Raw genomic sequence first — 14,318 nt, 5'->3', positions numbered from 1 at the left:
AGGTTTTTCGTACTTGATGAGAGCAAAAATGTAATATTCCTCTCATGGAAATTTAATTTGTTTATAAAGGATAGAGGAAAATCTTTTATATGACGAGTAACATCACCCGTCAATAAAGAATTTTCTTTGAATCATGAAGTAAAGGTTATCCCAAAGGGTTTGGAAATTTTTGTAGATAAAGCATCCCCAATTGATACGACGCATAGTCAGTAATATGGCCTACATCACGGTATATTGGAATTCCGTTGATGTCTGCTTTACAAGTATTTTGTTCGCATTGTACTTTTTTAGGATCAATTATAATCAATTGAGGGTATTTGCTTTTCATTTTACTAAATAATTTATTAAACCATTGATCTTCATAATAGGTAAACTCGCATTCATGGGAATTATAAGATTTTCTTAATTTTATATGTTTAAAAAAACAATCATGAAAATTATTTTGCATTAAAGCGGTTGACTGAATTAATACAGGTTTTGCTCCTGAGTTAATAATGATTGAAAGCGCTTTATCTAAAGCTTTTTCCAATCGTTCTTGAGTTAAAAGTAACGAACGTGGATCATTCAAGTTATTTATGATGTTCGCTGATAAATAATTAGCCCATACTTGACCAATAATTACATAATCATAATGATTATTTTGAATCATTTGATAATATTTTCGGGTAAGTTCATGACAGAGTGAGTAGACTTGTTTTTTAAAGTGCCACCAGTCATAAAGATACATGTCAGGCAAGGTAAGGCAGGAAGATACTGTTTGCGATAAAATAGAGACATGCCCTGCTTGTCCTAACACATCTACAAAACCCCAGTAATGATTGGCAAATGAATCACCGATCATTAAGGCATGTCTACTGTCCGGTTTTTTTGAGCCGACAATGCATTGCATATTGATTTCATCCCGAGAATCGGTAACACACAAAGCTCTTTGTGGGTTTTTATATTGCTCTAATTGTTGATAAACAGTTAATAGTTCCTTATTAAAGCGCTGAGGAAACCCCTGATTTTTTTTGATAACATAGTCGCTAAGATGAAAAGCGAGGATTGGCGCTAATAATAGAAATACAAAGGTATAACGGAAGTGTATTTTTTTCCAGCGTTTTGATGGTTTTTCAATGAAGCGCCAAGACAGATAGGCTAAAACAAAAGTAAGCCCAAAGGCAGCAAATAAAACAAAGGGAGTTTCTCCAATACTTTGATATCTTAAAACCGAGAAAATAACCCAATGCCAAATGTAAAGTGAATAAGACAATAGTCCTATGAACACCAACGGTTTACTGGAAAATAATTGGCTCCAGATATTTTTGGGAGAACAGGCCCCTATGGCAATGAGAAATCCTGTTGCCATACAAACAATAAATGCATAGTGGTTCGGATAACCTGTTATTACTGGATTGAAACTGGCGAGGCATAGCAAGCTGATTAATGCCAAACCACCAATAAGATTTAAGAAGTATTTATTGGCTGAAAAGAAAGTCATGGGAATGAATGCAATGCAGGAGCCAATTAAAAACTCAAAAATCCTACTCGAAAATAAGTAATAAGTGTGTGAGGGCAGGTTTTTTGCATTGTAGAGCGACCCTAGAAAAGCGATACAGGTCAATCCAGCCAAAAATGGAATTAAATATTTGTTGGGCGAGAACCGATACAGGCAATAGATAAGACAGGGTAAAAGTAAATAGCACTGCCATTCTATTGAAAGAGACCAGGTATGGAGTAAAGGGATTTGATGGGTATCTTGTGAAAAATAGCCTGTTGTTGTTTTATCAAAAAACAAGTTGGATAAAAATAAGGAAGTTTTGCGCGCACTTCTGCTGTATTGAATTAAATCATCGGGTAAAAAAAACAACAAAGTTAAGGCCGTTGTTAAAAAGAGCAAGCAAACAAAAACAGGCTGCAAGCGCCATAATCTTCGATTATAAAAATTCAAAAAAGAAAAGGAATCCTCTTTGAGCGATTCGTGGATGGTACAAGTAATGAGAAAACCAGAAATAACAAAAAATATATCAACTCCGATAAATCCTGAGGGAAAAAAGGAAAATCCCCCGTGATAAATTAAAATCAATATAATTGCTATGGCTCTGAGTCCATCAATATCAGGGCGGTATTTCATTCACTTTCAAGCAAAATCCCAATCCTAACATCTTGGTTAACGTTTATCTATAACCACATCTGTTAAGGTGCTGGAACCAATTTATTTAATTGATTATGTATCAACAATCAAAATTTTCGTACCGTTTCATCTTTCAGATTATTGAGCATATCTACAGCTTGACCCCATATTTCAATTGTTAATGAGCTCTCATCTTGAGTGGACCTATTTAAGGTATCAATATAACGAATGGAATCCTCAAGTTTTTTTTCGCTTAACTGTTTTCGTATCGCATTCATAATGATAGAAGCTTCTTCTGTTGATTTTGCTTTAATAATATATCCTAATCCTTTGCCAATAGGTTCAATTTTGAAAATGAGATTGACATCAAATTGACAATTTTCTGCCAGTTCATAGCAAAAATTGAAATTATCCTCCGAATCAGATGCCTTGGTGAAAAACTCATATCTATTAAGAAACTCTGATGAGGGTGATGTCCAAATAAAACTTAAAATATATCCCAGAATGCCTTTTCTTAATAAATGATTCCTGTGCTTTTTCATTAAAATATCAGCACTCGGAAGACCATTTTTTAATAATGTGAAATACAGTTTCTGTTTTACTCTATTAAACTCTACTCCCAGATCAATATTACTTTTATTATTAATTTGCATTGCAATATGATTGTATAGCGAAGTAAGTACTATTAATTTACCTGCATCAAAATTTTGATCCGACAAACTTCCCGTGATTACTATTGAACTTGGAAGCTTTACATAAGCTAAAATATTTTCTCCCTGGTTATCAATTTTGCTTTTTTTATGCAGGGTGATGTTTGATGAGTTTTTGCTATGCATCACATGTTTGAAGATATGATCAATATGAAAAATACATTCTTCCAAGAATTCAATTTTTTCCTGTAGGCTCTTAAGGATCATCTTAATCCTCCACTTCCTTGTGTTGTCCTCTCTGGAGGTTGTCATATCCAATTTTATTTGGACAATTTTGATACTATTATAGTATATAATCCGAGTTCTTTTGATAAAGGGACTTAAGAATGTTTCATGGATTAGAGTCCTTATATCCTAATTTTATGAGGAAGTGATGCATACACTACGCGTTTTTTTCGCAATTATCTTTCCCAAGGCAACCCAGGTGCGTCTATCCAGAAGTTTAAAAACGCTACAAAACACCCTATTGTCAGATTACATTCGCTGGGTGCATGTAGAAAAAATGCATATTACTGTGCAATTTTTAGGGAATTTACCGCAAGAACAGTTAATTCTTTTGAGTGAAAATGTACAGGCCGCCATAAAAAATATATTGCCATTTCAACTGCAATTTGGCCATTTGGAATGGTTTCCAAGCTTGCGTCATCCTAAAATTCTTTCATTAACCGTTCAATCCCAAGCCGATTTAGCGATGTTGTCCCAAGTAATTGGTAACACGTCAATTACTTTAGATATTCCTGTTGAAACGCGTCCTTTTAGAGGACACTTGACCCTGGGACGATTAATTCGACACAGGGTACCCTATGAACTATTGGAAACGATAAAGGGACCGGCTATTCCGCCAATTATGGTTAATAAGATCCATCTCATAGAAAGTAGATCTGAAAAAGGTAGGCAAAATTACTATCCATTAGCAGAGTTCAAATTAGCTGAGTTATAGCTTGAAGAGGAAGATTCTGACACCTAACCATAAACACGTAATAAATAGCCTATGACAGCACGTAAACCCATGGCTTCACCGCCTTCAGGTTTTCCGGGTTTACTTTGTTCACTCCATGCCATAATGTCAAAATGTGCCCAAGGAGTTGTCTTGCTAATGTATCGCTGGAGAAATAATGCCGCAATAATCGCTCCGCCATAAGGATAGTCACTGCAATTAATCATATCAGCAATCGTTGATTGCAGAAACTTTTCATAAGGTGCAAATAACGGTAAACGCCAAACTGGATCCACGGTGTTATAAGAGGCGTCGATTATCCCTGCTGCTAAAGATTCCTCATTTGCAAAAAATGCCGACATTTCTGTCCCTACGGAAACGCGTGCCGCAGAGGATAAGGTGGCAAAATCAATCAGTAGGTCAGGCTCCTCTTCACATGCTTTGACTAAAGTATCAGCCAAAATCAAACGTCCTTCTGCATCAGTATTATCGATTTCTACGGTAAAACCATTACGCATAATTAAAATATCGCCTGGTTTAAAGGCATTAGGACCAATCGCATTTTCTACTGCAGGAATAAGTAAATGTAAACGAACGGGTAAGTTCCGCTTCATAATCCAATGAGCAAGACCTATCACATGTGCTGCGCCACCCATGTCCTTTTTCATTATTCGCATGCCATAAGGTGATTTAAGATTCAGGCCTCCAGTATCAAAACAAACCCCTTTTCCTACCAGGGTAACACGAGGATTTGTTCCATCACCCCAGATTAAGGAGAGCAGACGTGGTTCTGATTTGGCAGCACGACCGACTGTATGAATGGCAGGAAAATTAGCATCCAACAATTCATCACCAATCCATTGCTCGAATTGTGCATGATGCTCTTCAGCTAATTGTTCCACTATATCTGCCATTTCTTTAGGACCCATATCACTGGCTGGTTGATTGATGAGATCACGTACTAAAAAGTGAGCTTGGGCCAAATGAATTAAATCAGTGAACATGTGTTGCTCGATTACCAAGATCCGGGGAGGCACACGATCTTTTTTGTATTTTTCAAAACGGTATTGTGCTAATGCCCAAAATAAGGCATCTTCCTGAGAACAGTTCTCTTGAAGCTGGTAACTGTTTGCTGGTAATAATAAAGCGGCATGAGCCATTGCTAATGCCTGATTTTCATCTCCAGTGCCTACATAAGCTTTCTCTAATAAACCATCCGCATTATAAAGCAGGCAATACTCGCCAATTTTTCCACTGAATTGAGCTTGAATGAAATAATTACGTTCAATCATAGTTAACATAGAACGTTGCTCTTCCCATTTTTTTGGTGAGATTAGATAAAGGGGAACAGGATGGGCGCTCTCTATCGAATAAAAAAGTTCAGCTTGCATGTCATTTCCTGTTAAAAGTGGATGGTTTTTATCGTTGATAATTAATTATTCATTCTGGTTTTCCATTTGTCAAAATAAATAGCCGGGTTCGAGATCTTTTTGTATTTTTGTATCAAGAATCTAGTTCAATCACAAAGCCTACATTTCCGCGGTTTATGCCAGAGAGAGGCACTCACACAATTTACGGAAAACTTCATTTGTTACTTGAATCCATCCTGCTTGTGGAATAGTTCTATCACGACGCCTTGAGGCGAGATTCAAATAGTTCCATTAGAATATAAACGAAGTACTGTTTTGTCCTGTAGGTACCGCTGTGTATCGTAGAATACCTATTTTCCTGTTTCGATTTTGTCAGGATCTCCAGGCTTTATATGTAGAATCCAGTTCCGGATTTTCATGCCAGCTCGACTGGAGGCCGTACATAAAGCACGGCGCAAGTGAGCAAAGAAGAGAGATTTCATATCATTGGGCAGGAGCATTGCTGTTAAATTTTTGATAAATTCCCACCAGCTCCGCTTCACCGATAACATGGCCAGTCATTGCATTCAAAAGAATATCTCGAGTCGTACCATCCCCAAGAGTTAATACGGTATCCAGGGCATAGAGTTTAAAATGATAACTATGAGCAATTCCAACAGGGGGGCAAGGGCCTCGATATCCTTGACCGCCCCAACTGTTTTTTGCATTTGCAGCTCCTGGAGGTACTGGGCTGCCTGCCTCTAGCTCCGTAACTTTTGGGGGTATATTAAACACAATCCAATGCGTCCAAACACCATCAGGAGAATCCGGATCATCGACAATTAGTGCAAGTGACTGAGTATTAGTCGGGATATTACGCCAGGCTAATGGGGGGGATTGATCTATTCCGGTACACGTAAATTCGTCCGGAATCAAGGAATTCATTTTAAAAGCCGAACTTTCCAAGGTGAGTTTATTCGCAAAAGCATTGTAGTGAAACAGAGAACACATTAAGAACAAAAGTAGAGAATATTTTTTCATTATTTTTTACCTCATCGCATTTAAAAATTGTAATAAAATAGGGTATTGAAATCATCCAGATTAGAAAAACAAATAATATTTTAGTATTTATTTATCTGCAATTATGCATTTCCCTATTCTTTAAAATAAATAAAAAATTCAGATGAAAATTTTTAATGTTGATATATAATTCCCGCCCGCCAAGTGAATGCTACCAATTTTGTCATCAAAGCAAATTATTTGCCATATTGGTTATTCGTAAGAATCCCATGTTTTGAAGAGGCAGTTTTTTTAGGGAAAGTATAAATGCAACAAAAAAATAATCAATTTGAATCCAAAAACAAAGAGGGGGTAAGTATCAACTCCATCCCTCAAGATCTACATGATGAGGCAATAATTAATATTCCAGCTTCTCGCGAAAAACAAAACGAGCTTGTTGCAGAGGATGAGGAAATTCCTTTTGTAGATAATGAAGAAGAGGAAGGCGACGATTATTTCGGGTTTTGGAGGGTTTTTAAAGAGTTAAGTTCACTGTCCCTTCCCATGGCGCTTTCGTTTACTTTTAGTTTCGAGATTTTTTTAATGGTTGTATTGCTTAATACACTCAGTGAAAATGAAGATGAGGTTGCTTCAGCAACATTAATTTCTACAATGATAAATACACTTTTAATCATTGGAATGGCCCCATTGTTTTCAATGAGTGTCATTGCAAGCAATAAAATCGGTGAATTAACTGAGGATGAAAAAGACGGTGAAACAAATGAAATAGTCTTACAAGGGAAACGTGAATACATTGCTGGGATAAATCGCAATGGCCTTTTATTGTCTGCAATAGTTACCCCACCTGTCATGCTGGGATTGATCTTTTCCAAGCCTTTATTAACCACCCTCTTTGGCCAAGGCGAACATGTCGCGGAAATTACCCAGAATTTTTTACGTGTTTATTCGCCTGCCGTAGCAGCAGTGATGACACGAATATCTACAGAGCAAATGATGTTTAGCTTTGGCCGTGCTAAACCGGCAATGTTTCTCGGATTGGCAAGTCTTGCAATAGGAACAGGGATTGGTGCGTGGCTGGGATTTGGTGGTTTGGGAGTACCTAAGTTAGGAGGGACGGGAGTCGCTATTGGTTATGTAATTGAAGCTTATCTAACCTCTCTATCCTATGCGTTTTACTTAGCAAAACATAAAGATTTTAGTCAGTACGAATTCTTCAATATTTTTAAGAGATTTTCCGGTCAGTTCAAGCAATTTATCGAACTTGTGCAAATAGGCAGTTCCATTACATTTTCAGTAGCAAGCGAAATGGCAATGTCACTTTCAGTAAGCATCTTATCGGGCATGCTTGGCACAAGGGATCAAGCCGCAATCACTTATTTAAATCAATACATATTCTTTAATTTCTTAATGTTAGCCGGATTTGGTCAAAGTAATTCCCAAGAACTTAATCGCTTGATTGGAGCTAAAAAATATGAAAATGCAAGTCGGATGGGGAAGTATGGATTATTAACTACACTGATTTATACTACCCCAGTTCCTTTATTTTTTGCGGTTATGCCAGGGGTGTTGATTATTGGAAAAGCACCAAACCAGGTAAAAGAAATTCTTAAATATTTGGCTCCCATGATGTCAACTGGAGTTATTCTTGATTCAGCACGTTATAATCTATTACAACAACTGCGAGTTTTGAAGGATCTCAAAGGTTCGACTATTATTTCGGTTTCAGCGTTGTCTTTGGGAATAACAGGATCAGCACTTCTGGGGCTTAAAACCCAGTTAGGAATTTATGGTGTAGCAGCAGGTTATACCGGGGGTGTGATTATTGCAATTCCAGGATTAGCCTACCGGTGGCACAATCGCATTAGTGCGGAAAAAATCAAGGAAATAACGGAAGAGCCTCCGAAGCTGCTTACTTCTTCTGCACATAGTCCGGATGGTTTTTTTAGCCGCTTGCTCAAGATAGGAAACCGAGGTGAAAAAGAGAGCTTGTTGGAACATAAAGGACAAACATACAGTACAACAGAAAGTATACTCACCGTTTAAATCTGAAAATGAATAAATAGGGATATAAAATGACAATTGAATGTATTATCGATTTAATTGCTGCAAAAAAAGAAAAAGCGTTTATTGTTTTTGAAGACGAGCATTTCATTTCTTTTTTGGATTCTCGTCCTCTTTTTCCAGGCCATACCTTGTTAGCGCCTAAAATGCATATGAAAACACTTTATGATGTGCCTGATGCAATGGTTTCGCCTCTTTTTTTACTCACGCAAAAGATAGGGAAGGCTGTTGAAAAAGCAATGGAAGCCTCAGGGAGTTTTATTGCAATGAATAATACAATTAGCCAAAGCATTCCTCATCTGCATATTCATATTGTTCCCAGGAATAAACAAGACGGGCTTAAAGGATTTTTTTGGCCGCGAACTCATTATAAAGATGAAGAACACATGCGTGAAGTGCAAGAAAAAATCAGACATCAGTTGGATAAGTAAATCCTAAAAAAGATGATTCAACTTGGTTTCAAGTTGAATTACACAATTCATTTATTGTTTCGCCTTTTTAATTGCACTTGAGTTTCATTATTACTGAATCTTTTGAGCTAATCTAATGAAAACCCGAGGTGATGATTTTTTCATTCTTGCTTTACAAGGTTAATAGTATATTATTAATCTCAATCCCAAAACTGATTTCAGTTCTGTGTTTCAATAAGATTAGGGATGATACCCATGCATTTTCTCTCATTAATAATACTAGGATGGTTTGTGATGACTTCTAATTTATCAGCAGCAGAAACCCAGCATCATGACAATGCATATGATTATTCATTTCATACATTACGTGGACATGAACCCTTACCGCTGTCTTCCTTTCAAGGAAAAGTTTTAATGGTAGTCAATACGGCTTCAAAATGTGGTTTTACTCCACAATATTCTCGTTTAGAAAAACTTTATGAAAAATATAAAGATCGCGGTTTAGTCATACTTGGAGTCCCTTCAAATGATTTCGGCAGTCAGGAGCCAGGTACGGAACAAGAAATTGCAACTTTTTGCCAAGTTAATTACGGTGTTACTTTTCCCATGGCTGCTAAAGAAGTGGTTTCAGGAAAAAATGCCCATCCCTTTTATCTTTGGGCTAGAAAGGAATTAGGATTTGGCACGGCGCCAAAATGGAATTTTCATAAGTACCTAATCAATCGTAAAGGTGAGCTTATTAACTATTTCTATTCAACTACTTCCCCTGAAGCAGGAAGGTTGGTCAAAGTTGTAGAACAGGCGCTTGACGAAAAAGCGTAAAGCCATATTTGGCTTATCTTGAACGAAAAAGTATGCTGATAAATGTTCACATACCGAGTATATTTGCACTTTTTCAATATACCTTTTCGTTCAACCTGAGCTCAAATCTGACTTTCCACCAATTCAACCATACCTCTGAAAATTACCTATTATGATACTGTTTAGACCTTCTACCAGGCATTTAAAAAGCTAGGCAGCATCATATCCACCGGCAACAGCATTATACACTTGCACAATACTATCAAGTAATTGGGCTTTTTCTTGGATTAAACTCAACTTACTTCGATCACGATTTATTTTGGCATTGATTACATTGCGATAATCTTTTGCTCCAGCTTTATATTGAGCTAATGCAATATCATATGCTTTTTGGGCTGCCAAATATGCTTTTTGAGTTTGCAAATACGATAAGTTGTTTTTCTGCTCATTTGTAAGAGAATCATCTACATCTGCGAATGTAGAATGAAGTGTTTCCAGATAATCGTAGTAGATTGCTTTGAATCCAGCCCTAGCGGATTTGATATTTTGATAGGAGCTGGCATTGAAAATTTTTGTCGAAGCAGCGGCTCGAGCAATCCAAATATTAGTACTTAATTTTAAAAGATTAGTTAAATCAACAGAAGCTCCTCCAACCAAACCAGTCAAGTCAATTGTAGGAAAAAAAGCTGAATAAGCTACTCCGATCTGTGCCTGTGCTATTTTCAGGTTATTTAAGGCGATCATGATGTCAGGACGATTTTTTAAAACCGATGAAGGCAATGATCGAGGAATTAGATGATTTAAGTTTATTGAAAGTAAGGTTCGATGAGTGGCAATAGGCCCAGGATTTTGATTCAATAAGAGGTGAATGGTATTTTCACTTTGCGCAACAACACGTTCAATTTGGGGAATCTTTGCTTCTTCTTGAGCAATCTGTTGATCTACATTGGTTATTATTTCGATATCATTGGCACCTTTGTGGAATCGAATATGTTCGAGCCGGCGTAGTTTCCGCAAGTCGTTGCTAAGGGCTTTTTCTACTGCCAATTGTTCTCGTTGACTTAAGAGCATAAAGTAGGCGCCACTCATTTGGCTAATAATTCCTAATTTTATTGACTGAGCCTGAGCCTGTTCCATAGCCAAAGATGCTTTGGCTGCTTTAATATTATTAATATTGTTTAAGATGTTAAATGTATATCCTGGAACAAATCCTGCATAGTATCCTCTAAATCTCAAGTTGGAGAGGTTAGAAAAGACAGGATTATTTGCCAATTGGCCTCTTGGGGTAATATGAGTGTTCCAGGTTCCACCTGTAAAGCCGTTAGCTGTTGCATCAAGAGTTGGGATCCAGGCATATTGAGCTGCTTTAAGTTGTGCTTGTGCTTGCTCAATGGTTGCATAGGAGCTTCGAATCGAGTCATTACAGGCTAAAGCCTGAGAAATAAGCTCGTTAAGTTCTGGATCTTTTAATTTTTTCCACCACGCGACGCGACTTAAATCGGCCTTATTTTCGCTGTATTTAACTCCACTACGCGAACTTTTAGGGTAATTTACTTTTTCATGAATAATACAGTTTTTGCAACATCCTCCGAGCAGTAGGGCAAAGAGATTGAGCAAGATAATTTTTAGTTTCATAATTGGGCCATTTTTGTTGAATTCTGCTATCTTGGCCAAATGATGCGATTTTATGTGCTCCGATACTCACATAGTTCAATGAATGTTGCGTTTCAGTGCTCTAAAATCACATCATTTTTGGCTCAATCTAGCGAATTCAGTAGTTCTAATCGAGCTTTGTTCTAAATATTTTTCCCGTCAAAATAATCAAAATAAAGGCAATCAATAAAATAGGTAAAATATTAGGGACAATTTGGCTAAATGTATTCCCCTTCAATAATATTCCACGTGTAATCCGGGTAAAATAGGTCATTGGCAGACAATATCCCAAGAATTGTGCCCACGTAGGCATACCATAGAAAGAAAAAATATAACCTGATAAAAACATTGAAGGCAGTTGAAAAAAGACGCTAAGTTGCATTGCTTGCATAGGCAAACGTGCGAGTGTAGAAAAAATCATCCCTACCATTAAATTAGCAATAAGAAATGGTGCAACGGCTATATAAAGTAACAAAATACTTCCTTCGGTAGGAATATGTATCAGAAGCTTTCCAAAAAGTAAAATACTTGTAAGTTGCAAATAACCTAAAACAATATAGGGTATTACTTTACCAAGAATGATTTCTAAGGGTTTTAAGGGGGTACTTAACAGCATTTCCATTGTGCCGGTTTCTTTTTCGGAAGTGATTGCAGTCGAAGTCAGCATCACCAAAGTTAGAGTAAGCAATACTCCAATTAAACCAGGAACAATATTATAAGAGCTTATATTCGATTCATTATAAAGCCGATGGATGGTAAGATCGACAGTTCTCTCTGAATGAGTGGAAGGTGAGAAACCTAAACCTTGTTTAGTAAACCTATCCAAAGTTTGATTCAGTATGGGCAGAGCATTGCTGAGTGCACTTGCACTGCTTCCTGGATCAGAACCATCGATTTCAACCAGGAATTGGGGGTTCTCATTACGAATATATTTACGTGTAAAATTTGGAGGTATGGTAAAAGCGAAGCTGATTTTTCCATTTGCAAAATCTTCATTTTTCTTTTGTTCGTCAAATCCTTCATGAATGACTTTAAAATACCCTGAAGCTTCAAGTGAACTGACGTAGCTTCGAGTCAATGGCGAATTATCATAACTAATAACAGTGGTGGGCAAATGTTTCGGATCGAATTCAATTGCAAAACCAAAAAGGATAAGTAACATTATTGGTAAGATAACGAGCATCGCGATGGTGCCTCGATCACGACTGACAAGGATAAATTCTTTACGGATTAAACCGCCAAGACGCGTTAGAGATATTCCCTGTAATAGATTTTTATAATTCATCGCATTAATCCGATAAAAACCTCTTCAAAAGAAGGAGGGACCTCTTTACTTGAACGGTCCCTGTTTTCTTGAATCACTTGCTTTAGTAATTGATCATCACGTGATGAAATTCGCAATTCATTATTTACAATTGAAGCCAGTAACTTTGGATGTGCATCATGTATTTTTTCCATTAATGAAGTTTGCTCTTTTCTATCGACTTCCAATATATACGCTTTGACTTTTGAGTGGGGAATCAAATCTTTTGTGCTGCCTGTGTACAATAGTTTTCCTAGATTAATATAGGCTAAATCAGTGCATTTTTCCGCTTCATCCATATAATGAGTTGTTACTAAAATTGTTGTGCCATCACGAGAGGAAATTTTATGTAAATAATCCCAAAATTCTTTACGTGCTTTGGGGTCAACACCTGCAGTTGGTTCATCTAAGAATAATAGTTGCGGCTTGTGAAGTAAGCTACATGCCAAGGCCAGGCGTTGTTTCCATCCCCCGGATAAATTGCCAGCTTGTACCTTTCGATAATCCTCTAATCCAAGATCTTTTATGATGTCTTCGATTGCTTGAGCCGGATTTTTTACCTGAAAAATATCAGCAGTAAAGCGGAGATTTTCATTAACAGTTAATCCCGTATAAAAACTAAATTTCTGGGGCATATAGCCTATATGTTTTTTTATCTCATCACTTTGAGTTTGAATGTCATATCCAAGGCAAATCCCTTCTCCATCTGTGGGAGTTAAAAGGCCACAAATCATTCGAATGGTGGTGGTCTTACCGCTCCCGTTTGAACCAAGAAAGCCAAATATGGAGCCTCTCTCAACTTGTAGGTTAATATGATCGACTGCGACTTTTTCATCAAATTTTTTTGTTAGTTTTTTAACATCAATTGCAAAATCACTCATCAGCTAATTCCAAAGTGACAGGTAGTCCAAGATGAATTTTTTCTAAATCAGGAGAATCAATTTTTGCTTCGACGCGGAATACAAGACGTTGACGTTCCTCACGGGAATAAATGATAGGGGGAGTAAATTCAGCAATATTTGAAATATAGAAAATATGTCCCGTAGCAAAATTCTCATTTTTATCGGTCTTGATCTTAACGTGTTCATTAAGGCGCAATTGAGTGAGTTCTTTTTCGGGGACAAAAAATACAGCTTTAATATTATTGGGGGTAATTAAGGAAAGAACGGGGGCGCCTGCTTGGACAAACTCACCTTTTTTATGATAAGTATCAAATATAATTCCTCGTTCTGGCGCGAAGTTTTCTTTGCGCGTTACCTGCCATTTTTTGTCGTTTGTTTCAATCTGATTGTTCTGGATTTTAACATCGATATCAGTAAGTTGGTCTTTGGAAATCTTTAAATCTCTCTGAGCTGCATCCAGATCATTTTGGCTCGCTGCATTTTGTTTTCGCATTCCCTGGATGCGACGATAATTGATTTCATTGTAGTTGAGTTGGGTCAAAATTTGTTGGCGCTGAGCAAGCAGATTTTGTTTGCTTAGTTTACTCATTTGTACATTATAAAGTTCGCTGGTCTGTTCGAGTTTAAATAAAAATTGATTGCTGTTGACTAACTGCCCCTTTAATACGGCTAAATCAGTCAGACGCCCACCAAAATCCGAAGACAAATAGATAAGATCGGTATCAACATATCCACTAAAAGACCTATTTTCTTTTTCGCAGGCAGCGAGCAGTAAAATAGTCAACCAAATGATTACCAACTTATGCATTTCAAACCCATCCTGAGCTTTATTATTTAACTGTGGAATAACAGCAGATATGTAATTGAAGCAATTAAGTTATGTATATTAAGCTCAAGAACACTGTGTGTCAAAAGAGTTAATGGTCCTCTTATGCAAGAGGTCTATTCAATGCTGAAGGCTTAATGAGAAAAACCCTTCGCCTATAAAATTTCAAAGATACTATTTGACCTTAGCAAAGTAAGATGTTAAACAACAATCCGGTATCAACCCACTCAGTG

General features: G+C 37.0%; 12 protein-coding genes. 4 read left to right on the top strand and 8 right to left on the bottom strand.

Going from position 1 to position 14,318, the window contains the following annotated elements; genetic code table 11:
• Positions 1-145 precede the first annotated feature (145 nt).
• Together LXO92_RS00185 and LXO92_RS00180 are read right to left on the bottom strand one after the other, a co-directional pair.
• Entirely contained in the window at positions 146-2,113 is a 1,968-nt protein-coding gene (locus tag LXO92_RS00185; protein WP_182350745.1) for an acyltransferase family protein, read from the bottom strand.
• A gap of 107 nt (positions 2,114-2,220) precedes the next feature.
• Positions 2,221-2,994, bottom strand: a complete 774-nt coding sequence (locus LXO92_RS00180) for a hypothetical protein (protein WP_232890079.1) — start codon at positions 2,992-2,994, stop codon at positions 2,221-2,223.
• A gap of 202 nt (positions 2,995-3,196) precedes the next feature.
• On the opposite strand from LXO92_RS00180, the gene thpR reads away from it, so the two are divergent.
• Positions 3,197-3,763, top strand: a complete 567-nt coding sequence (thpR, locus tag LXO92_RS00175) for an RNA 2',3'-cyclic phosphodiesterase (protein WP_182350743.1) — start codon at positions 3,197-3,199, stop codon at positions 3,761-3,763.
• Positions 3,764-3,786: 23 nt separating this feature from the next.
• Here the strand turns inward: thpR and LXO92_RS00170 are convergent, their stop codons facing one another.
• On the bottom strand, positions 3,787-5,151 hold the full coding sequence (locus tag LXO92_RS00170; protein ID WP_232890078.1) for a leucyl aminopeptidase family protein: 1,365 nt from the start codon (positions 5,149-5,151) through the stop codon (positions 3,787-3,789).
• 462 nt (positions 5,152-5,613) lie between these two features.
• Complete coding sequence (locus tag LXO92_RS00165; RefSeq protein ID WP_182350741.1) at positions 5,614-6,150, bottom strand: YbhB/YbcL family Raf kinase inhibitor-like protein; 537 nt, start codon at positions 6,148-6,150, stop codon at positions 5,614-5,616.
• Between the two features lie 285 nt (positions 6,151-6,435).
• Here LXO92_RS00165 and LXO92_RS00160 point away from each other — a divergent pair, with 285 nt between their 5' ends.
• The 3 genes from LXO92_RS00160 to LXO92_RS00150 all read left to right on the top strand — a co-directional run bounded on the left by LXO92_RS00160 (position 6,436) and on the right by LXO92_RS00150 (position 9,422).
• Entirely contained in the window at positions 6,436-8,172 is a 1,737-nt protein-coding gene (locus LXO92_RS00160; protein WP_232890077.1) for an MATE family efflux transporter, read from the top strand.
• Between the two features lie 29 nt (positions 8,173-8,201).
• Complete coding sequence (locus LXO92_RS00155) at positions 8,202-8,621, top strand: HIT family protein (RefSeq protein WP_182350739.1); 420 nt, start codon at positions 8,202-8,204, stop codon at positions 8,619-8,621.
• Positions 8,622-8,894: 273 nt separating this feature from the next.
• Positions 8,895-9,422 carry a glutathione peroxidase gene (locus LXO92_RS00150; protein WP_182350738.1) on the top strand — a complete coding sequence of 176 codons (528 nt, stop codon included), beginning with the start codon at positions 8,895-8,897 and terminating at the stop codon, positions 9,420-9,422.
• A 189-nt stretch (positions 9,423-9,611) separates the two neighbouring features.
• Here LXO92_RS00150 and LXO92_RS00145 read toward each other — a convergent pair whose 3' ends face one another.
• The 4 genes from LXO92_RS00145 to LXO92_RS00130 form a co-directional block, all read right to left on the bottom strand.
• The gene (locus tag LXO92_RS00145; protein ID WP_182350737.1) at positions 9,612-11,036 is read right to left on the bottom strand and encodes a TolC family protein; all 1,425 of its coding nucleotides are present in this window, start codon (positions 11,034-11,036) and stop codon (positions 9,612-9,614) included.
• A 145-nt stretch (positions 11,037-11,181) separates the two neighbouring features.
• Positions 11,182-12,339: an ABC transporter permease gene (locus LXO92_RS00140; protein ID WP_182350736.1), complete on the bottom strand. Its 1,158-nt coding sequence runs from the start codon at positions 12,337-12,339 to the stop codon at positions 11,182-11,184.
• A complete protein-coding gene (locus LXO92_RS00135) occupies positions 12,336-13,238 on the bottom strand; it encodes an ABC transporter ATP-binding protein (protein WP_182350735.1) in 903 nt (300 codons plus the stop codon). Before LXO92_RS00135 ends, LXO92_RS00140 begins: the two co-directional genes overlap by 4 nt.
• Positions 13,231-14,067, bottom strand: coding sequence for an HlyD family secretion protein (locus LXO92_RS00130; protein WP_182350734.1), 837 nt, complete (start codon positions 14,065-14,067; stop codon positions 13,231-13,233). Before LXO92_RS00130 ends, LXO92_RS00135 begins: the two co-directional genes overlap by 8 nt.
• Positions 14,068-14,318: the final 251 nt, after the last annotated feature.

This window comes from Legionella resiliens, from assembly GCF_021344005.1.
GTDB lineage: Bacteria > Pseudomonadota > Gammaproteobacteria > Legionellales > Legionellaceae > Legionella > Legionella resiliens.
This window is presented reverse-complemented; position numbering and strand designations above follow the sequence as displayed.